The following is a 21,782-nucleotide window of genomic DNA, read 5'->3' as shown; positions in this document are numbered from 1 at the left end:
CTTTTGGGTAACATCCTAACGCAATAAAAAGCCCTATTCTTTGAGGAGTAGGGCTTTTACTATTTTTACTATGTTGATCGCGTTACAAGGAGTTGCGGTTATATAGCAAAGCTAAAGGTGGTGTAATAGAAACGACCTACGTTGTCATATGCTGCTGAGCCTGCTGTAGTACCAGTTGCTCCAAAAGGTAAATCCTCATCAAATAGGTTATCTACACCAAATTTAAGTGATATACCATTATCGAAGTTGTAGCTAATGGCGGCATCACTAATATAGTAGTCAGGGTAGGATAATAGACTATTTGGGTTGGCATTCAGTTCTAGTTCAGTATCAGTATATAAGTTAACACCTTGAATATAACGGGTTCTCCACATGGCCCCCCAGTTTTCCATAGAGTAATTTAATGTCAGGTTAGCTTGCCATTCTGGCGTGCCAGCAACACCGACATAATCCTCGTAGATATCTGGCTCATCTTGGAATGAGTAATCTTTACGATCGAGTAGCTGAGTTGCAATAAGGTTGGTTCTTAACTCTCCGCCAAATAGATCAAAGTTATAGCCGATATCAAAGTCAATACCAGCGGCCTCTAAGGCGGCAATATTGAGCGAATATTGGTTAATATTAGTGATTTCGTGCGTGGTTGGGTCGCGCGTTAACAATGCACAATATTCGTTATTAACACCACTTGGAGAGTCGACACATCTGTTGACAATATCTTGTGCACTAATGCCGCTGATAGCTTCGTCAATTTGAATATTCCAGTAATCGATACTGAATACTAAGCCTTCAATAAAGCTCGGGCTGTAAATGGCGCCAATAGTATAACTAGTTGATTCTTCAGCTTTAAGCTCTACATTGCCACCACTGTAGCCAGGAAGTGTGGCTGAATCATAATCTGAGTCAAAGCCTGCTGGAATACCTAAAGCGGCACAGTTTTGGCGGCGTTGGTCAGCATTGGCTAAACCATCTAGCTCTGATGACTTACAAGAATCATCGACACTAAAGAAGTTTTGGCTTGGCGCACCAAATAACTCGCTAATGTTTGGCGCGCGGATAGCCTCTGAATAGGTTGAGCGAACACGTATATTATCGTTCACTTCCCAGCTCAAGCCAGCCTTCCAGGTTGTGGCATTACCAATCGTGCTGTAATCAGCAAAACGGATCGCTAGCTCAGCATCTAGTTGCTTTATTAGTGGTAAGTCAGATAGTAGTGGAACACTTACTTCGGCAAACACTTCTTTAACGTCGAACTCGCCTTTATCTTCACCTAATACGTTAAAGAAAGTGCCCTCGGCATTTTGTGGTTCAAACACTTCGCTTTCTTCTTTACGGTATTCAACACCGGCCGAGAAACCTACTGCACCAGCAGGTAAATCAAACAATGCTGAGTTTGTCATAGAACCGCCTAACACGGTTTGTTTAATGACAGCGTTACCTATTGAAGTCGTGTTTATGTAGTCGCGAGCTTCTTGGCTGGCTTTACCGTTACCAAAAATATTGACAGGAACACAGCCTTCAGCACGAGCGATTTCGTCACGACAAACCGCCACGCCATCAACAAGAATTGAGTCGAGTGAGTTTTCATAATTAGCGTAAACAAGGTTATTACGGTTAACACGTTTTAAGTCAGTTTGACCATAAGTGGCAAATACATCGTATGACCAGTCTTCAAGTACACTACCTTCTAAGCCTAAAACATAACGCTGAGTTTCGCGGGTATCATCTTCTAAGCGTAAGCCTAAGTCCGTCATGAAACGGTTAACAGAAACTTCAGATACACCTTCTTGATTCATTAAATCACGCATATCATTTTGCATGAAAGCATTATCAATACTGACGGTGTTGACTGGGTTGAAGAAGAAAAATGCAGGTTGGGATATACCCTGAGATTCACTGCGGACATATTTAGCTTCAGCATACCCGTTTACGTTGTCTGAAAAGCGATAGTTAGATTTAACGTTAAAGTTATAACGATTAAATTCAGGCTGTAATTCGACAAATTCATTTAAGTTAGTGTAATCACAATCAGTGCAATAGCTACCGTCATAATTAGTACCTAAATTCACATCTTTCATTGAACCATCGGCATTAAAGGTTTTCCAACCATTGCCCAAGTTAAACGTACCTGCATTACTAATGCGATAATGGCCAGCATTAGGCGTGAGAATTTTATCTGGGTTGGATGGGTCGTTATCATCGCCATTGGGGCGATCTAGGTTAGTGATAGAGGCAAACGATGTTGAGGTTTGATCTCTATCGAATGCTTTTAGCTGATTTTGGCCGCTGTATTCAAATGCGGCTGCGACGTTACCTTGACCTTCGGCGAAATCTGAACCATAAGAAATAGAGAAACGTTTTTTATTAAATGACGCTTCTTCTGCTTCACCGATTGTGGCGGATACATCTAGACCAGTGACATTCTTTTTCAGGATAAAGTTAACCACACCTGTGACCGCGTCAGCGCCGTAAATAGCGGATGCGCCGCCTGTTATCACTTCTACCTTATCAATCCACACACTCGGGATAGTGTTAATGTCTACAGATGAAGTGCCTGAAGAACTGGCAACATGACGACGGCCATCTACTAACACTAATGTCCTGTCAGTGCCCATATTACGTAAATCAAGCATGTTTAAGCCTGATGTGCCAATAAAACGACCTGAGTTAGCGAGTGAGAAGGTGTTACCTAGCGCTGGTAGTTGGTTTAATGCTTCACCGATGTTGGTTACACCGGTAGACAATAATTCTTCACCAGTAATCACTGTTACAGGCGTTGGTGCGAATGCACCTTCGCGCACAATTCGTGAGCCTGTAACTGTTATTTTCTCGACATTAGCGGTATCAATTTTCGGAGTTTCGGCTGCAGCTCCTGCTGTTGCTAAAATGGCTGAGCAAGCGCTAGCAATTAGCGAGTAGCGCACAGATTTAGATATTCCTGAATTATTCATCATTAATTACCTATTAAATTTCTATTAATTATATTTTTATGTGAGATAAAATAACTCTCAACACAACATAATTAACATTAATGCATCACAAAATTCAATAGTTTATTTTTCAGGATGAATTTTAATATATTTACGTTGATTTGAATTTGTCTTGGTTATTTCTTTCTTTCGCGCATGAGTTCTCTAAGTAATTAATAATTAAGTGTATATTTAAATTTTGTTATTCGCCACTATTTGTTTTTAATAATAAATCTACATTTATGAACATATTTAATTACAAAAAACATTTTGAGGTAGTTTGTATCAGTCTTGTGTTAATACTTAATGTCAATTGGTACAAGTTAGCCTGTTTCGATAAAATAAAATCTGTCTCACTCTGCGCTTGATGTGACTTTACGAGTTGAAACATTATATTTACAAATGTTTCTGGCTCTATGTTTTTGAGGGTATTTAGTGCATATTATGTGCATGTAATATGCTATTAGTGCTATTAGTGCTATTAGTGCTATTAGTGCTATTAGGAGTGGATTCTATTTTATATAAAATATGTACTTTGATGATGCTTTGTTAACTCTGATATTTTTAGAAAAACATAATACTGCAGGTTTCAAACTGGGTAATTTCAATTTCAAACTGGATTTGACCCATGTACTTGACTTTAAAAAGCAAGCTAATGCTGATGCTGAAATGATTGATTATGCAGGTCTGACTGACACCCCAGACTGGCGCGGTAACTTCGCTACAAGTTGGAAATATGATGATTTCTCCGCCGCATGGACGGTTGTGTATATCGGTAGTCAATCTGCGAGCTATTACAATGAGTTAGAAGAAACTGACCGTTATGTCGATTACTCTAATTACTTTAAACATAATATCCAACTGGCTTACAGCCATGCTTATAACGGCTCTATCACTGTCGGGGTTAATAATGTGTTTGATGCTGAAACACCAAACTACTATAGCTATGCAGATTATCGCGATGTGAACGTGGGTTTATATGATGTATTAGGTAGGACCTATTACCTGAGACTAAACCAAAAGTTTTAAGTTATCCACCTCCCTGGATAACCCAAACCTCCGCTTGCGGAGGTTTTTTTGCAAAAAATAGGGTATCCATTTATACCAATCGTATTAAATATCTGTTCATTCAGCTGGAGTGCAAAGCGCTTTAGACAAGGCGAAGGATTGAAACTTTGTCGAAAGTCTTAAACACAGTATAAAGCGCAAGGCAAGTTTGCGTACCTAAGCGCGGGTTATTAGTAGCAAAGTTAACGCAGATAAAGGGAAAAGTAACCTTTAGAGACGCAGAGCTTATCCCGAGTTAAGGTTACATATACTGTCTTCATGTTTAGCTATTTATTTGCCGCTTTAATGCGCTTGAGGCTTTAAAGCTTGGTTGATTGTAACCGTCAATTTCAATGGCCTCACCCGTTTGCGGATTACGGCCCGTTTTAGCTAAATGGTATCTCAGCTCAAAAGTGCCAAATTGTGGCAGGAAGATTTTTTCGCCTTCGCTTAAGGCGATGTGGATCTGTTGCAATATCTGCTCAACCACAGGTTTAATGCTCGTTTGCGAGGCGTTTAACTCGGCGGCAATACGTCGGATAAGTTGTGCTTTGTTCATACAAACCTCTGAAGTCAGCTTAGGTTCAATCGTGGGCAAGTTATAACAAGCACATTGTCATATTGGAAGTTATAGCGAGCGCAGAGTGTGTGACTGGTGATTTATTGGCAGGTTTGTAATGCGTAAGATAATTGATGTTTATAGTTTGTCGTAAACATTGTTGGTTTCAGGTTTTTATTTTAGGCGTTATCGCTTAAACGCAAAGCGTACTGCGCTTAAGCGATAAGTGTTTAACCTACGAAAATAGGGTTTCTTCTAATGTGCGACCTTTAAGTAGCATTTTATACTGCCATTTATGCTGGTTGAAGAGTCTAAATAGACGTATTTCAATATCGCTATCCTTAGATTTATCCTCATCAATGGCCAGCTGGATAATAAACACATTGCTCTGTTTTGAGCTAACGTTCATCACTCCTGCTAGTTTCACCACTTCCGCTTGCAGTAACTCACTGTCGCAGCTTTGCATGGTTAAGGTGAGGTAATCGCTACCGGTCGATGCATACATAGATACAGCTTGGCTTAGCTGGCCCTTATCTAAATACAACACTTGATCGCATAGCTTTTCGAGCTCATCGAGATTATGGGAACTGATCATAAAGGTAGTGGTGGGCGATAAAGCTTTGACCAGTTCACGGACTTTTTTTGCGTTAGCAGGATCGAGTCCCGCTGTCGGCTCATCCAATAACACTAACTCGGGCGAGCCTATTAACGCCTGTGCAATCGATACCCGTTTACTCATGCCGTGGCTTAGACTCGGTGGTTTTTGATCTGCAACATCGGCTAAATCGACTAGAGCCAATACGCGAATCGCTTCATGTTTGGCTTGTTCAGCACTCATACCTTGTAGTTGCGCAAAAAAACTGAGTTGACTCACAATCGTCAGGTTAGGATCCAGTGCTGCATCTTGCGGTAGCGCGGCGATTTTACCCAGTAGTTTAGGGCTGTTAGGCGCTTCACCGAGTATGGTTATGCTGCCAGCACTTGGAGATAAATAGCCGCATAACAGACTAAAGAGGGTAGTTTTACCTGCACCATTTGGACCGACAAGCGCGATAGGCGCTCCCGCTTCTAGGCTAAAGTTAACATTATTCAGCGCTTTTTTACTGCCGTAAAGTTGCGACAGTCCTTGGCATTGGATCAGACTCATAGCGAGCTCCTTTGCATATAAATTCTGCCGAGCAAGAGGGCCGCAGCGGTTTGTATCAGTGGAATGGGGGCGTAGACTAAGCTGTAAAGGCCATTAGTATTGAGCATGTCCGACAGCTGAGCGCCGGGTAACACCCATTGTAGCTGTGCCAGTACGCTCGCTTGACTGCTTAGTATCATGATAGCAATAGAAATCACCGTCCATAAAATAGTGGCAAACACCATTGCTTGGCGCGCCGTGCGCGCATATAAAGACAACAAGGTCATCACTGCCGTATAGGGCAAGATCACTATGATGAGGTTAAGGCCGACTAAGGCGCCAGAGGTTAATGCTGGCAACAAGAGTTGACTATCACGGCTGAGCGCGAGGGCGATTGTGGCGATAATCGTTAATAGGATCAGCAAGCTCTGGATTAAAATCTGGCCGAGAAAACGGCCGAACAATAAGCTATCACGACTCGTGCGTATGGTTAAAAATCGCAGTGTACCGCGGGTTTTATCCGAGGAGAACTGATCTGCTGCGATTAAAATGCTGAACATCGGGAACAAGTACAACGCAAAACACCAAAATACGGCCATTTCGGCCACTGGCCACTTAAAGAGCACATTGAGGGTATTTATGCCAAATAAGCTATCAATGATATCTTTCACATTAGGTTGTAACAACATGGCCGATGCGCTTTGAATGGGATAAAGCAGTAATACGCCCCAGACTAAACCAAAGGCAATTAAGGCAATGATCCCTCGGGTGTTGAATAAAAACTTACGCAGTTCAAACATGGCGATGAGAAGCATGTTGTTGAAAATGCTAGGTGGATTATGAGTCATATGCTTTCTCTATTATTCTTGGCGCTACAATGTGGGAGAGGTTAAATCGCTCCCCCTTGGGTACCTACGCATAGATAGACATGCTTAGGTAGACAATGATGCTGCCTATCAGTGCTATTCCACTTAAATGGCAATGGCACATGTTTTTACAATACTTAGCTCAACGAGGCGATTAATTCATCGAGTTTTTGTGTCAGCTCGGTGACTTGCCGCTCAAGCTCGGTCACCCTTTTTACTAACGCTGGCGGCTCAATATCGACAGGCTCATGGGCTAGGGTGCTGCTTGTCGTTACATGAAATGATGAGCTCGCACTTTCGAACTGCGCAGAAGCGACTGAGAACAATTCCACATAACGGGATTCGCGGCGGCCGGCTTCTCTGGGCAATTGTGTTAAGAAAGGTTTCTCACTATTCATCAATTTGCGGATGCAATCTTCTACTTCGACGACGTCTTTAAACTCGTGCAAACGATTGCTGCGGGTGCGTAATTCTCCGGGTGTTTGTGGTCCACGTAATAATAGTAAACAGACGATGGCGAGTGCGGCGGGTGATAGTTGCAATTCGCTGAATTCGGTATTGCAGAATCTGTGCTTGTATTTAACTACACGACTGCCAAATCCTGATTGTTCGCTAAGTAAACGTTTCTTATTAAGTGAATCGAGGGCAATTTGTACTTGGGTTTCGCTGAGTTCGAGTACCGGCTCGCGGCTGGTTTTTTGATTGCAGGCTAAGGTCAATGAGTTTAGCGAGAGTGGATATTGCTCAGGGGTGGTGATTTCTTTCTCAAGCAGGCATCCGATGACTCTGGCTTCGTGTAACGTGAGTTCCATATAAGCTCCAAAGAAAAAAGCATGGCTTTGTTTATAACAGAGCCATGCTTAATATCCTAGGAGTTGTCAGTCTAACCCTGCCTTAGTGGCGGTAAACTGTACAACTTTGATGCTAAGTGCTGAATAGAGTTAATTATTCTGCCGTTTCAGTTAAACGCAAACCATCATTATCTATACTCAGTCGGCTACTTTTAAATAGACCGCCAATTGCTTTTTTGAAGGCTTTTTTACTCATGCCAAGCTGATCGTAAATGATTTCAGCATCGGTTTTATCGGTCAGGGGTAAAAAGCCGCCAGCTTGTTTGAGTTTAATTAAGATAATGTGGGCGTGTTTATCTAACTCTTCTTTACTGCCTTGTTGCAGCACAAGATCGATTTTCCCATCCTTGCGCACTTGTTTGATAAAGCCTTTGACTCTTTGGCCAAAACGCAGTTTTTGGAATACTTCATTTTCAAAAATCACGCCCCAATGGGCATGATTAATAATGGCTTTGTAGCCTAAGTCAGTGGTGCCGCCAATATATAAATCAACTTGCTGACCCACGGTATAGTCTGGCTCAGTTTTATCGAGGAATTTATCGATTTTTGATGAGGCCATAATGCGCTCATCAGCGCGGTTTGCGTGTACAAAGACCAGATAAGAACGGCCTTCTTCGATAGGTTTGTGTTGCTCACCAAAGGGCAATAATAAGTCTTTATCTAATCCCCAGTCTAAAAAGGCGCCATAAGGACCGGTTGCAACGGCTTTTAAGTAAGCGAATTCGCCGACCTGCGCCAGTGGGCGCCGCGTGGTGGCAATCACGATATCTTCGGAATCTAGATACAGAAACACGTCAAGCATATCACCGACTTGGCAGTCCTTAGGGGTGACTTTGTTTGGCAGCAGTACTTGCCCTAATTCGTGTGCGTTTAAATACACGCCAAAGCTGACTTGTTTTACAACCTCAAGTTTGCAGGTTTTACCTATCTGTACCATGTATCTCTCTGTGCATAATGAAATGTGATTCGGCTGCGATTATATATGTTTTGCTGCTGAAACTGCAGCATTATTGTTTTTAGGTTTTATCTTAGCCTATTTAGGCGGTTAATCCGCGCAGATTTGGCTTAAGTCCAGCGGTGATGTTGGGTGTGCTATAAACGCTTTATTAATCACTGCGGATTTACACACAAAATCTAGGGCTATTTGTAAGGGGGAATATCAGAAATTGTTACAAGTGCCATTAAAAAATATTGAACAGGCTTGTACTGAGTAGTGCTTAGTAAGTTGCTGATAAATAATGTAGTAATGGTGTGGTGTATCTAGGGTTTGTTGCGTGAGTGTTTATTATATTTTAATGTAAAAGATTAAATGAGATTGTTACTTGCATTCTAAGACATAGCGCGGTTTAATTGCGCCGTTCAACGATATTGCTCGTTGCAGACACGACATATATTACGTGAGTAATAAAGTTTTATGGTTCAGTCGTCATTAACCGTGTAATTAATAATATATCAAATTACATGGGGTTAAGAGGGTTTTTATTAGCTAATGCACAAGTCTCCATTTTTTGCACTTTACCTAAAAGTATCACAATGCCAACGCTCGATTGTTGTGCCATATGATGATACTGGCCTTAAGCATCTCACGTTGATCCGCATCAATTCTGGCCGCGAAGAAGCCAATAGTCCCCTGTTAAAATAATCTTGCCTAGAGATAAGCTGGTTTGGCGTTTTTGCTAGTTCAGTGTTATCGGTTTTCGTTTTCTACTTGTGTTATCGGTTTCTGAAGGTCTTAACTTCTTTCGAACGTCTTTAAGTTGCTTATTAGCTTGATGTTTTAAGGATATGACTCAGGACTTTATTCGGCTTTTTAGCGTTATTGACGCCTTTCGCCTGAAGATAAAAGCAAGCAGGGCAAGTAAAGATAGCTTTACTGGGGTAAGGGAATAAGCTTTTTCTTCAATATGATACGATGCAATGCGCGAAGATGTGTTGTCTCTTGCGCTATGAATGAAAATCGCGGCAATGTCACTTACACTAACGTGACGTTGCGGCATTAAGTAGAAGGTGAAATCCACCTTCGTGTATGTCAGGTAAGGTTTTCCTTTGCCTGGGTTTGTCGAACGGGCGGTTGTGCTATTAAGCCATAACCGTTTAACCCATTTTTTACTAGACGGGCTAAATAATAATGAATGATTGGTCTATTGATGATGCTCGTGCTGGGTACAATGTTACTCACTGGAGCCAAGGTTTTTATGGGATTAGCGATCAAGGTGAAGTGACAGTATCACCGGATCCTCAAAATCCTGATTACAAGATTGGCTTAAATGAGCTAGCTAAAGACATGGTTAAAGCGGGCGTCGCTTTACCCGTGCTAGTTCGTTTTCCGCAAATTCTGCACCACAGAGTGAACAGTTTGTGCCAGGCATTTGACCAAGCGATACAAAAATATGAGTATCAGGCGGACTATTTGCTGGTTTACCCAATTAAAGTAAACCAACAGCAAACTGTGGTAGAAGAGATACTTGCGAGTCAGGCATCAAAAGAAGTACCACAACTGGGCTTAGAAGCCGGCAGTAAGCCTGAGCTGATGGCTGTTTTAGCCATGGCGCAAAAAGCCAGTTCAGTCATTGTCTGTAATGGTTACAAAGATAACGAATATATCCGCTTAGCACTGATTGGTGAAAAGCTGGGCCATAAGGTTTATATCGTTTTAGAAAAACTGTCTGAACTGAAAATGGTGTTAGCGGAATCTAAACGTCTTGGTGTAACACCGCGTTTAGGTCTGCGTGCACGTTTAGCGTTCCAAGGCAAAGGCAAATGGCAGGCGAGCGGCGGCGAGAAGTCTAAGTTTGGTCTATCTGCTGCGCAAATTTTGCTGGTTGTTGAGCAACTTAAGCAAAATGACATGCTGGATTCGTTGCAGTTGTTACATTTCCACTTAGGTTCACAAATTGCCAACATCCGCGATATTCGCCAAGGTGTGAGTGAAGCGGGTCGTTTTTACTGTGAATTACGTAAATTAGGTGCGAGCGTTAATTGCTTTGACGTCGGTGGTGGTTTAGCGGTGGATTACGATGGCACACGTAGCCAAAGTAATAACTCAATGAACTATGGTCTGACTGAATACGCTAACAATATTGTTAATGTATTGACTGATATCTGTAATGAATACGAGCAGCCTATGCCACGTATTATTTCAGAGTCTGGCCGTTACTTAACCGCGCATCACGCGGTATTGATCACTGATGTTATCGGTACTGAAGCTTATCAGCCTGAGAACATTCAAGCGCCAGCAGAAGAATCACCGCAGTTATTACATAACATGTGGCATTCATGGTCTGAGATCAGCGGCCGCGCTGACCAACGCGCTTTGATTGAGATTTACCACGATAGCCAAAGTGACTTACAAGAAGCACATTCATTATTCGCTTTAGGTCAATTAACTTTGGCTGAGCGTGCTTGGGCTGAGCAGGCTAACCTGCGGGTTTGCCATGAAGTGCAAGGGTTATTGAGTCCGAAAAACCGTTATCACAGACCGATTATTGATGAACTCAATGAAAAGTTAGCCGATAAGTTTTTTGTTAACTTCTCATTATTCCAGTCATTACCCGATGCTTGGGGTATTGATCAAGTGTTCCCTGTATTGCCGTTATCAGGTTTAGATAAAGCCCCTGAGCGCCGTGCTGTGATGCTCGATATTACCTGTGACTCTGACGGTATTGTTGATCAATACGTAGATGGTCAAGGGATTGAAACCACACTACCAGTGCCAGCGTGGAGCGCCGATAGTCCGTATCTGATCGGTTTCTTCCTTGTGGGTGCATACCAAGAAATCTTGGGCGATATGCATAACTTGTTTGGTGATACTAACTCAGCGGTTGTTCGCATCGAAGAGAACGGTGTGACTAACATTGAATCGGTATTAGAAGGTGACACGGTTGCCGACGTATTGCGTTACGTTAACTTAGATGCGGTGGCCTTTATGCGCACCTATGAAGAGTTAGTTAATCAGCATATTGCCGAAGATGAACGCGCACAAATTTTAGAAGAACTGCAATTGGGCCTCAAAGGCTACACTTACTTAGAAGATTTTTCTTAAGATTTAGTGTGTTAACATAAATCAGTCTAAGGTCACTTAGGCTGATTTTTGCTTTCTAGCTTATTAATATTTATCGCCCATGGAGCTGTTTTACTTTAATGGCGAGAGATAACAAGGGTAAGCTCTCAATATCAACGGTGAATGGGGTTAAGGATTTGACGTTTTTTGAAGGCTCAGAAAAAAAGCTTGAGATCATCGTGACGGCGTCTGCACCGAATTTACGCAAACTCGATGTGAGCTTTTGGTCAGCCTTAGTCAACTGCGCCCATGCAGAGATACTGTCGCATATCAGTAATACCGAGTGTGATGCCTATTTATTGAGTGAATCCAGCTTGTTTGTGTGGCATGACAGATTCCTTATGCTTACCTGTGGCACTAGCACCTTAGTGAACGCTGCCTGTTATTTTATTGATGCGCTTGGTTCATCCTCAATGGCACTGGTGAGTTACCAGCGCAAAAACGAATACCAAGCACATTTGCAAACCAGCAGTTTTACTCATGATATTAAGCAATTGCGGCAACGTATTGTAGGCAAGGCATGTCGAGTGGGGCATTTAGACAGTCACCATCATTATTTTTTCTGCTCGGATAGCCATTATCAAGCAGCACAAGATGACTGCACGAGTGAGCTATTGATGTACCACATTCGTGGCGAGCTTGCCGACTATCTTAATGGTGGTCCACACAGTTGTGATGAGCTTTGCAGCGTGTTGGGATTTAAGCATTTATTCCCTGAATTTGAGATAGATGCGCATCTATTTACTCCGTCAGGCTTTTCGATGAACGGTCTGTGGGGCAAATATTATGTTACTTTGCACATTACGCCACAGAGCGACAATGCGTGCGCAAGCTCTTACGTGAGCTTTGAAACCAATCTTGATTTAGCACGGTATTCTCAGAGTTTGTTGGGGCGATTATTAACGCTGTTTTCCCCCGTGAGTTGGGACATTATCCGTTTTAATACCGACGATTCAACGCTGGGGTTTCCTGCCCATGTACGCTTAGGACATGGTTCATTAACGACCGAGCAAGGTTATCATATCGGTTTTAGTCACTATCAACAGCTGCAAACTGAAGTGCTGATCCCTGAACTTATGTAAATTTTTGGCGTTTGCTTTTTGGGAATATGTATGGCTACGATTGCTGATAAACCAGATTATTAACTGTATTCCAATGCGTTTGCTTATTTACGACAGCCGCTGAACTTCAAACCACTGGAAAGTGATGCTGACATTGTTGTGATTGGTTTGCCATTTGATATGGCAACGATAGGACGGTCTGTCGGCCGTATGGGGCCAGAAGCAATTCGTCGTGCATCGGTTAACTTAGCGTGGGAAGATACGCGTTGGCCTTGGGATTTTAGCCTAAGCAAAAGTATTAAAATTGTTGATGCGGGCGACTTAGTATTTGACTGTGATGATGCTGAAGATTTTACCCAGCGTTTAGAAACCTTTGCTACTCAAATACTCGATGCGGGCAAGACTCAGTTAAGCTTCGGCGATCACTTTGTGACGCAGCCCTTGCTGCGCGCCCACTATAAAAAATACGATAAAATGGCATTATTACATTTTTATGCACATACAGATACTTACAGCCAAGGTAGCAAGTACGATCACGGCACTATGTTCTACCATGCACCCCGTGAAGGGCTTATCGCCCCTGCGCATTCAGTGCAAGTGGGTATTCGAACCGAGTACGATCGTGAAAACCACGCTTATCAAGTGATTGATGGCGCGATAGCTAATGATTTAACTGCCGATGACATAGTGGCACAAATTCGCGCTCGGGTAGGCGATATGCCGTTATACGTGACCTTTGATATCGATTGTTTAGATCCCGCATTCGCACCTGGCACTGGCACGCCTGTCTGTGGCGGTTTAACTAGCGATAAAGCGATGAAAATCATCCGGGGTTTACACGGTATGAACATTGTGGGTATGGATGTGGTGGAAGTCGCGCCCGCTTATGATTCTGCCGACATTACGGCATTAGCCGGCGCAACGCTGGGCCTTGAAATGCTGCACGTGTGGGCCGTAGGCAAAGGCTTAGTTAAAAAGTAACTAAGCTGAACGGTTACTATTAATCGCTGCTATGGGTATTTATCAATAAGTCGATGTTCGCGCTAAAGTTAATGATAAAAGCCAAGGCGTATGTCTTGGCTTTTTTATTAACATTTTTATGGGTTATTGATACTGAGAAAGGCTAAGCTTTTTTATTATGCATGATAAACTTATGCCATTGATGCGATGACCTTTGGGTGTAATTAAGGTTATTGTCACGATTGGACTGCCCGTTTACTTAAGGAAACCCGATGACAGATCTGAGTGATATCCGCCGCGAGTATGCTAAAGGCGGCTTAAGACGTGCCGATTTACCGCAAAATCCGATGGATTTATTTGAACTGTGGATGGCGCAGGCAAGGGATGCAGAGCTTAGCGATCCAACCGCCATGTGCGTAGCGACGGTAGATGAACACGGCCAACCCTTTCAGCGGATTGTGCTACTTAAGCGTTTTGATGATACAGGTTTCGTGTTTTTTACTAACTTAGGTAGCCGCAAAGCCCAGCAAATCGCCGCGAACAATAAAATTAGTTTGCATTTTCCTTGGCATCCTTTAGAGCGTCAGGTATCAGTATTAGGTGAAGCGCAGGCGCTTTCGACTGCCGAAGTGCTTAAATACTTTTTAACTCGCCCCAAGGATAGCCAAATTGCCGCTTGGGTGTCGCAGCAGTCAAGTAAATTGAGCGCCAGACAAGTGCTTGAGGGGAAGTTCTTCGAAATGAAGGCCAAGTTCGCCAAAGGCGATGTGCCTTTACCCAGTTTTTGGGGGGGCTATTTAGTGCGTCCCTCAAGTATCGAATTTTGGCAGGGCGGGGAGCATCGGTTGCATGATCGTTTTATTTACACCCTTCATCAAACCGAGTGGAATATTGATCGTTTAGCGCCATAGTTTAGGTAAAACCAAATGTGATACTCCACTGTCAGTCAGCATTAACGTATTGAGTAAATAACATTGAGTGATTATAAAATTTGGGTCGATGCCGACGCTTGTCCCAATCCCATTAAAGAAATGCTGTTTCGGGCGGCTGAGCGCAAAGCCTTACCGCTGGTGCTGGTGGCCAATCAAATGATCCGTATACCGCCATCGCCCTATATCAGCCAAATTCGCGTGGGTGCGGGTTTTGATGTGGCGGATCAATATATTGTTGATCATGTTGAACCAACGCATTTAGTGATTACCGCAGATATTCCTTTGGCGGCGTTGATCATTGAAAAGGGGGCGTTGGCACTCAATCCTCGCGGCGAGCTCTATACGGTCGATAATATAAAACAAAAACTGACGATGCGCGATTTTATGGAAGACTTGCGGGGTTCTGGTGTGCATACCGGTGGTCCGGATACCTTTTCTCAAGCGGATAAACAGGCTTTTGCCAATAGTTTAGATAAATGGCTAGTGCGAATATGAATCATAGTTTACTGGTCGCTAATGGATAAAAAGAGTATCTTTAGCGACAGTTAGGTGGTGTGGAACACATTTGACTGAGTAGTATTGTTATCCGCTAGGCTTGTCGATTTACTTTACTGCATGACTTTTAAACTCACTTTTAGAGGACTGAGACGATGAAAAAATGGATAGGAATAGTGGCTTTATCTGCTATTGCCAGCTTTAGCTGCTTTGCTCAATGGCAAGTGGTCGAACAGGATTCCCGAGTCAGTTTTATTTCGATAAAGAAAGGAGATATTGCTGAGGTTCATCACTTTAAACAACTCAAAGGCCAGCTTAAAGATAATGGACAATTTGAGTTATCTATCCCGCTAATCGGTGTGGCAACCGGCATTGATATTCGCGACGAGCGGATGCAGAGCTTGTTATTTGAAGTGTCTTTATATCCTGAGCTCAAGTTGTCGTCGCAAGTTGATAATAAGTTGGTCAAAGAACTGAGCGTTGGCGAAAGTAAAATAGCGGATATTGAGGGTAAAATCTCACTGCATGGTAAGACTCAAACTAAGACTTTTTCAGTGTTAATCACTAAAATTACGGATAATAAACTGCAAGTCAGCAGTTTTCAGCCTGTAATAGTCAACGCTAATGAGTTTGACCTTGTTGCTGGAGTGGATAAATTGCGTGAAATTGCGGGTTTATCGAGTATTAGCCAAGCCGTACCAGTGTCATTTGTACTAACCTTGACTCAGTAATTTTCACAATATTGGCGTAGATCACGATGTTGACCCGTTAATATGAGATAGAGTTAGCAATAAGTGTCAGTGGTGGCTCGATAAGAAGCCGAATTATCGGCTTCTTTGATATTGATAAATATGGTATTAATAGCATAGTGCTATATTCTAAGTTAATGAGTTTTAAGGGTTAAGAATGGTTACAGATAAAGATGGTTATATACATTTGATCCAGTATTTAACTGAACATCTAGGCTTATTTGAAACGCCGAGTTCACAGGTCATTTCCGATGATACTGTGATGGAGTTGTTTGAAGAGCAATTATCGGCGCAGATTATTATGGTGTGCGGTCAAAATCCGTCATTATCATTCGCACAGCGTAATATCATTATCCGTGAAGTTGATGCCATCGTTTACGATCTAGAAGAAATCTTAGCTTTAGTGGCTAATTACAAGGCAACGCCAGCACAGACCTTATTTATAACCGAGTTTTCCAGTTTGATTAAAAATTTGTTCGATCAAGAAATCGCTAAATTACAAGTCATCGCCTAGTTTTGACAATGCGTTAGTGATGATGAGTTTCAATATATTTATTCATCTTGCATTGCCGCTGTGAGTCTTAAAAACCGTTACCACTCTAGCCTTTTTCGCATTTATATTATTGCTTGAGCATCTTTTTTTAATGGCGTTAACTATTTTTAGACGCAAAGATTGCTAAGGAGTCCTCAATGCTAACAGTCGCTTTGGGTCATGCTGATGACATATTGGTTATTGTGGCATCGGGTCGTGTTAGCCGCGAGGATGTTGAAAGCTATCTTATTCCCGCGATTGAAACCAAGTTGCAAGACCATGCCTGTATTCGACTGTGGTATGAGTTTTCGTCAGAATTTGAGGGCATATCTGTTGGAGCCTTATGGGATGATGCAGTTTTAGGTTTATTCCATTTAAGTGATTTTTCAAGAGTAGTGATGCTAGTCGATGGCGCCAGAATGAGCACTATGGTCAATACGCTCGCCTGCATGTTACCGTGTCCCGTAAAAGTATTTACCAGCAATGAGCATATACAAGCTAAAGCATGGTTAGACCAATCACCTCTTAGTTCTTGTAGTCCCCTTAGTTGATTATGACGTCATAACGAATAAAGGACAGGGCACATGAATGGTGTGCCCTGTCCTTTATGTTATTGTAGTGTGGACTTTTAAAACGCTCTAGCCTAAATGATCATGTTCGCTAAGATAACGCGCTTGGGTTTCCCCGTTCAGCAAGCAGAATGTTATTATTTGTACAGAGAAGGTTTCGTAGAACCACTTACAATCGGCACGATAAACAGCAGCCAAGCGACCAAAAAACCACTGAAGACTACGACCATCCATTCGGCCATTGTTACGCCCATAAAGCCCCACTGAGTATCAGTACACATCCCCGTAGGAAGCATTATCGAAGGAAACCATTCATGCAGTGGCATCCAAGCTGGAAACTCAGGTAAAAATGAGCACGTTGAGAAAGGGGATGGATTAGTTTGCATATCCACAAGCGATAAGGCTAATTTGAGTCCCCAAGTTGCACTCACCGCCCAGAGTAACGCTGCTAAAAGGCGAATAATGCGATATTTTGGCGCTGTCATACCGATAAGGCCTGCGACCAACAGACCAAAAACGGCCAGCCTTTGGTAAATACACATGACGCAAGGGTCGAGTTTCATTACATGCTGAAAATACAATGCGGTTAGTTCTAATCCAAGGGCTGTGCCACCAAGAATAAACCAAGACGAACGGGAATGGGCAAAGCGCGTCAGTACAGTCAAAATGGAACTCCGTATTAGCAAAAACGCCCTCAAAGATGGGGGCGTTTTTTAGACTCTACTTATTAAATAAAGTTCAGTCAATCAACAAAATTAGTGGCTACTCGTAGACCTCAGTACTTCTTGGGTACTGTGATGCATAATTAGTTGCGAATCATAAAAATACTGAGTGGCTTGTTCAAGGAAACCGGTTTCGATTGCCATCACTCCGACGAGGGAGAGAACAATAGTGTAGGGTAATGCCATCCATACCATTCTTCCGTAGGATAAACGGATAAGTGGCGCCAGAGCAGAGGTTAATAGGAATAAAAATGCCGCCTGGCCATTCGGTGTTGCTACTGAAGGTAGGTTTGTTCCTGTATTAATCGCCACTGCCAGTAAATCAAACTGATCACGGCTAATTTGACCACTGATCAATGCCGCTTTTACCTCGTTGATATACACAGTACCGACAAAGACGTTATCGCTCACCATAGACAAAAGACCGTTAGCGATATAGAAAATCACTAACTGGGTATTGCCTTGATAGCTCAGCGCCCACTGGATAACGGGGGCAAATAAATGTTGGTCAATAATAACCCCAACCACGGCAAAGAATACGGCTAATAAGGCGGTAAAAGGTAATGCTTCTTCGAAGGCTTTACCGAGTGCATGTTCATCGGTTACGCCGTTAAAAGCGGTGGTTAAAATAATCACTGAAAGACCAATTAAGCCAACAGAGGCTAAATGTAAGGCCAAGCCTGCAATTAACCATACACCCACTAAGGCTTGTACGATCAACTTCATATTGTCTTTATTGGTGCGGCGTGAATCCTCATGCGCAGCGTAATCGCATAGGATTTTATGTACGGCATTAGGAAGCTTCGCGCCATAACCAAAAATATGGAATTTTTCGACTAAGAAACAGGTCAATATACCAGCCAGTAATACAGGAACGGTTACGGGGGACATGCGAATGGCGAATTCGCCGAACTGCCAATTTGCTTGAGCGGCAATAATTAAGTTTTGTGGCTCACCAACCATAGTACATACGCCGCCAAGTGCAGTACCCACGCCCGCATGCATTAGCAGATTACGCAAAAATCCACGGAAAGCATCAAGTTCTTGTTCGTTTAACTGATCGTCACCGTTTGCGTTTTTACCTTCAGAGGTATGATCGTGATCGGCACTAAAATCTTTGCCTGAGGCCACTTTATGATAAATAGAATAAAAACCAACTCCAACAGCAATAATCACGGCAATAACGGTGAGTGCGTCTAAGAAGGCGGATAGAAATGCTGAGGCTAAGCAAAACATCAATGACACTAAAATTTTAGAACGTACTTTAGTAATAATTTTTGTGAAGCCAAATAACAATAACTGCTTCATAAAATAAATACCGGCCACCATAAAGACCAGTAACAATAATACTTCTAAGTTTGCTTCTATTTCGTGCAGCACTTGACTTGCCGAAGTCATACCTATTGCGACGGCTTCAATTGCTAATAAACCACCGGGCTGCAATGGATAACATTTTAATGCCATGGCTAGGGTAAAAATAAATTCAAGTACCAACACCCAACCAGCGACAAAGGGGTCTACATAGAAAAAGAGTATTGGGTTAATAATTAAAAATGACAGTATCGCGATCTTGTACCATTTAGGAGAATTTCCTAAGAAGTTTCCAATAAACGCCTGACTCATTGTCACGGGCATGGCCGCCTTCCTTCTCATGATGTTAAAAATTGCACTAATGGGTATTAATAGCTTAATTAATACCTGTGTTTGTGAAAGCAGTCTAGCTTAAAGAGAAAGCTAATGTAACGATATACTATTGATCACATTTCAAAAAGCGGAGCTACTCGGCAAAATGATTAATTCTAGCTTGATATTGGTTGTTTTTTTGAACAGTTATGTGACCTTTACACTGTGGTCACGTGATGAATTTAAGTGAATGGTTTCCATTTTTTCCGGCTCTGGTATGATCAGTGACCATTAAGGTACACAACAACTGGATAAGTGGCTGATGATAATCAATGCCAAAGGACCTGCAAGTTTTGCAGAGAAGTATATTGTGAGATCCATATGGGACAATAAGTTTCCCCCTGGATCCATTTTACCGGCTGAACGTGAACTCTCAGAGTTGATTGGCGTGACTCGTACCACCTTACGCGAAGTGTTGCAGCGCTTAGCTCGTGATGGGTGGTTGAAAATTCAACATGGTAAACCGACTCGAGTTAATAACTTCTGGGAAACCTCTGGTTTGAATATTCTTGAGACTATTGCCGATCTCAATCCTGAAGGATTTCCGGTGTTAGTTGATCAATTGTTATCGGCTAGAACTAACGTGAGTGCCATCTATTTCCGCGGTGCGCTGCGTTATAATCCTGATACTGCGGTAGACGTACTCGCCAAAATTCATCAGTTAGAAGATACGGCAGAATCCTATGCCGAATTTGACTATTTATTGCATCACACCTTAGCTTTCTCATCTGGCAATCCACTTTACGTGTTGATTTTAAATGGCTTTAAAGGTCTATATAGCAGAGTCGGACGCTACTATTTTTCAAGTTCTGATGCACGTTTATTAGCGTTAAACTTTTACAAAGAGTTAGAGATACTGGCACAGGCGAAAAATTATCTTGATGTATCCGCATTGATGCGTACTTACGGCATGAATAGTGGGAAAATGTGGTTATTATTACGTGAAGATATGCCGGCTTCGATTGCACAAGATAATTAATAGTCATCAATAATATCGCATTAAGACAGAAGTAGGCTATGTATAAAGCCGTTATTATAAAGATATTTATAATAACGGCTTTATTGTGCATATTATTCCAATTTAACGGTTTCAGGGCAGGATGCTAAGGTAATAATACTTCCGTCTTCATTTATTTGCTCGAGAGTCACAGTGAACCCCCATAGTCGATGTAAATGTTTTAATACCTCTTTATGATTATTCGATAACGGGATCTCATTATTAGGAACATAACGTAGCGTTAACGATCTATTACCATTGACTTCTACATTATGTACTTGGATGTTGGGTTCTATATTTGACAGGTTATATTGCTGTGATAATAATTGGCGAATATCTTGATAACCTTGTTGGTCATGAATCGCGGATACTGACAGATAATTACGTTGCTCATCATCATGGATACCAAATAATTTAAATTGGCGAATGACTTTAGGTGAGAGATATTGGCTAATAAAGCTTTCATCTTTAAAGTTTTGCATAGCAAAATGTAACGTATCTATCCAGTTACTGCCGGCAATATCGGGAAACCAGGCTTTATCCTCATCGGTTGGATTTTCACAAATACGTCGAATATCAGTAAACATGGCAAAACCTAATGCATAAGGGTTAATGCCACTGTAATAACGACTGTTATAGTCTGGTTGGGCAATGACACCAGTATGGCTTTGCAAAAACTCTATCATAAAGCGGTCAGTGACCATGCCATCGTCATATAAGTGATTCAATATCGTGTAATGCCAGAATGTCGCCCAACCTTCATTCATTACTTGAGTTTGCTTTTGTGGATAAAAGTATTGCGCCATTTTACGCACTATTCGGATGATCTCTCGTTGCCATGGTTCTAGTAAGGGTGCGTTTTTCTCGATGAAATATAAGATGTTTTCCTGTGGCTCAGCAGGAAAACGTCGCGTTTTTGTCTGAGATTGTGCCATGTGCTGGTTTGGAATAGTGCGCCATAAATCGTTTACTTGGCTTTGAAGATAAGCTTCACGATCCTTTTGTCTCGCTTGTTCTTCGCTGAATGAAATATTAGAGGGGCGCTTATAGCGATCAACACCGTAATTCATCAGCGCATGGCAGGAGTCTATGACGCTTTCGACCTGTTCTACGCCATGTTTTTGTTCACAGTCGCTAATATAGTTTTTAGCAAACACCAGATAATCAATAATTGAACTGGCATCGGTCCATGTTTTGAATAGATAGTTACTTTTAAAAAAACTGTTATGTCCAAAACAGGCATGTGCAATCACCAATGCTTGCATTGTGATGGTATTTTCCTCCATCAAATAGGCAATACAAGGGTTTGAATTAATCACAATTTCGTAGGCTAGTCCCATTTGGCCGCGCTTATAACCTTGTTCTGTTTCAATAAAGCGCTTGCCAAAGGACCAATGGGTATACCCTATAGGCATGCCTATCCCCGCATAAGCATCCATCATTTGTTCGGCGGTGATGACTTCAATTTGATTTGGATAAGTACTGAGTTTATAAAGTGCGGCTACCCGTTCTATTTCCTTGAGATAGTCCTGCAGTAACTCAAAGCTCCAGTCTGGGCCATCGCTTAGCGGTGTCCATGGTATTGATTTAAGTGTTCCCATATTTCT

General features: G+C 42.2%; 18 protein-coding genes and 2 pseudogenes. 10 read left to right on the top strand and 10 right to left on the bottom strand.

Annotated features, from left to right (window positions below; translation table 11 throughout):
• Positions 1-98: 98 nt before the first annotated feature.
• Positions 99-2,951: a TonB-dependent receptor domain-containing protein gene (locus ACRN9H_RS01115; RefSeq protein ID WP_432312085.1), complete on the bottom strand. Its 2,853-nt coding sequence runs from the start codon at positions 2,949-2,951 to the stop codon at positions 99-101.
• Between the two features lie 612 nt (positions 2,952-3,563).
• Between ACRN9H_RS01115 and ACRN9H_RS01110 the strand changes: the two are divergent.
• A pseudogene (locus ACRN9H_RS01110) lies at positions 3,564-3,995 on the top strand (TonB-dependent receptor); the annotation flags it as partial.
• On the opposite strand, the pseudogene ACRN9H_RS01105 reads toward ACRN9H_RS01110, so the two are convergent.
• From ACRN9H_RS01105 to ACRN9H_RS01080, 6 genes and pseudogenes are all read right to left on the bottom strand, one after another.
• Positions 3,992-4,175 (bottom strand): annotated as a pseudogene (locus tag ACRN9H_RS01105) (hypothetical protein). The pseudogenes ACRN9H_RS01110 and ACRN9H_RS01105 sit on opposite strands and share 4 nt — an antisense overlap.
• A 121-nt stretch (positions 4,176-4,296) precedes the next feature.
• Positions 4,297-4,590 (bottom strand): HU family DNA-binding protein, encoded by a 294-nt coding sequence (locus ACRN9H_RS01100; protein WP_432312129.1) that lies wholly within the window; start codon positions 4,588-4,590, stop codon positions 4,297-4,299.
• A 217-nt stretch (positions 4,591-4,807) separates the two neighbouring features.
• Positions 4,808-5,719: an ABC transporter ATP-binding protein gene (locus tag ACRN9H_RS01095; RefSeq protein ID WP_432312084.1), complete on the bottom strand. Its 912-nt coding sequence runs from the start codon at positions 5,717-5,719 to the stop codon at positions 4,808-4,810.
• On the bottom strand, positions 5,716-6,546 hold the full coding sequence (locus ACRN9H_RS01090; RefSeq protein ID WP_432312083.1) for an ABC transporter permease subunit: 831 nt from the start codon (positions 6,544-6,546) through the stop codon (positions 5,716-5,718). The genes ACRN9H_RS01095 and ACRN9H_RS01090 overlap by 4 nt, the downstream gene beginning before the upstream one ends.
• A 155-nt stretch (positions 6,547-6,701) precedes the next feature.
• A complete protein-coding gene (locus tag ACRN9H_RS01085) occupies positions 6,702-7,376 on the bottom strand; it encodes a YceH family protein (protein WP_432312082.1) in 675 nt (224 codons plus the stop codon).
• Positions 7,377-7,509: 133 nt separating this feature from the next.
• Entirely contained in the window at positions 7,510-8,352 is an 843-nt protein-coding gene (locus ACRN9H_RS01080) for a CvfB family protein (protein WP_432312081.1), read from the bottom strand.
• A 1,191-nt stretch (positions 8,353-9,543) separates the two neighbouring features.
• On the opposite strand from ACRN9H_RS01080, the gene speA reads away from it, so the two are divergent.
• The 8 genes from speA to ACRN9H_RS01040 all read left to right on the top strand — a co-directional run bounded on the left by speA (position 9,544) and on the right by ACRN9H_RS01040 (position 16,755).
• Complete coding sequence (speA, locus tag ACRN9H_RS01075) at positions 9,544-11,457, top strand: biosynthetic arginine decarboxylase (protein ID WP_432312080.1); 1,914 nt, start codon at positions 9,544-9,546, stop codon at positions 11,455-11,457.
• A gap of 128 nt (positions 11,458-11,585) precedes the next feature.
• Positions 11,586-12,557, top strand: coding sequence for an adenosylmethionine decarboxylase (locus tag ACRN9H_RS01070; RefSeq protein WP_432312128.1), 972 nt, complete (start codon positions 11,586-11,588; stop codon positions 12,555-12,557).
• Between the two features lie 63 nt (positions 12,558-12,620).
• The gene (speB, locus tag ACRN9H_RS01065) at positions 12,621-13,517 is read left to right on the top strand and encodes an agmatinase (protein ID WP_432312127.1); all 897 of its coding nucleotides are present in this window, start codon (positions 12,621-12,623) and stop codon (positions 13,515-13,517) included.
• Positions 13,518-13,768: 251 nt separating this feature from the next.
• The gene (gene pdxH, locus ACRN9H_RS01060) at positions 13,769-14,407 is read left to right on the top strand and encodes a pyridoxamine 5'-phosphate oxidase (protein ID WP_432312079.1); all 639 of its coding nucleotides are present in this window, start codon (positions 13,769-13,771) and stop codon (positions 14,405-14,407) included.
• 63 nt (positions 14,408-14,470) lie between these two features.
• Positions 14,471-14,923 carry a YaiI/YqxD family protein gene (locus tag ACRN9H_RS01055; protein ID WP_220773828.1) on the top strand — a complete coding sequence of 151 codons (453 nt, stop codon included), beginning with the start codon at positions 14,471-14,473 and terminating at the stop codon, positions 14,921-14,923.
• Between the two features lie 155 nt (positions 14,924-15,078).
• Positions 15,079-15,654 (top strand): YceI family protein, encoded by a 576-nt coding sequence (locus tag ACRN9H_RS01050; protein ID WP_432312078.1) that lies wholly within the window; start codon positions 15,079-15,081, stop codon positions 15,652-15,654.
• Positions 15,655-15,829: 175 nt separating this feature from the next.
• Entirely contained in the window at positions 15,830-16,186 is a 357-nt protein-coding gene (locus ACRN9H_RS01045; RefSeq protein ID WP_432312077.1) for a DUF3802 family protein, read from the top strand.
• Positions 16,187-16,362: 176 nt separating this feature from the next.
• Positions 16,363-16,755 carry an STAS/SEC14 domain-containing protein gene (locus ACRN9H_RS01040; RefSeq protein ID WP_432312076.1) on the top strand — a complete coding sequence of 131 codons (393 nt, stop codon included), beginning with the start codon at positions 16,363-16,365 and terminating at the stop codon, positions 16,753-16,755.
• Between the two features lie 155 nt (positions 16,756-16,910).
• Here the strand turns inward: ACRN9H_RS01040 and dsbB are convergent, their stop codons facing one another.
• Positions 16,911-17,438 carry a disulfide bond formation protein DsbB gene (gene dsbB, locus ACRN9H_RS01035; protein WP_432312075.1) on the bottom strand — a complete coding sequence of 176 codons (528 nt, stop codon included), beginning with the start codon at positions 17,436-17,438 and terminating at the stop codon, positions 16,911-16,913.
• 90 nt (positions 17,439-17,528) lie between these two features.
• Positions 17,529-19,130 (bottom strand): sodium/proton antiporter NhaB, encoded by a 1,602-nt coding sequence (gene nhaB / locus ACRN9H_RS01030; RefSeq protein ID WP_432312074.1) that lies wholly within the window; start codon positions 19,128-19,130, stop codon positions 17,529-17,531.
• A 310-nt stretch (positions 19,131-19,440) separates the two neighbouring features.
• On the opposite strand from nhaB, the gene fadR reads away from it, so the two are divergent.
• Positions 19,441-20,157, top strand: a complete 717-nt coding sequence (gene fadR / locus ACRN9H_RS01025) for a fatty acid metabolism transcriptional regulator FadR (protein WP_432312073.1) — start codon at positions 19,441-19,443, stop codon at positions 20,155-20,157.
• Positions 20,158-20,249: 92 nt separating this feature from the next.
• On the opposite strand, the gene ACRN9H_RS01020 is transcribed toward fadR, so the two are convergent.
• Positions 20,250-21,776, bottom strand: coding sequence for a SpoVR family protein (locus ACRN9H_RS01020; protein WP_432312072.1), 1,527 nt, complete (start codon positions 21,774-21,776; stop codon positions 20,250-20,252).
• Positions 21,777-21,782 lie beyond the last annotated feature (6 nt).

The organism is Shewanella sp. MF08487 (assembly GCF_050848685.1).
Taxonomy (GTDB): domain Bacteria; phylum Pseudomonadota; class Gammaproteobacteria; order Enterobacterales; family Shewanellaceae; genus Shewanella; species Shewanella glacialipiscicola.
The sequence above is the reverse complement of the archived record's forward strand: the minus strand, read 5'-3'. Positions and strand labels throughout refer to the sequence as shown.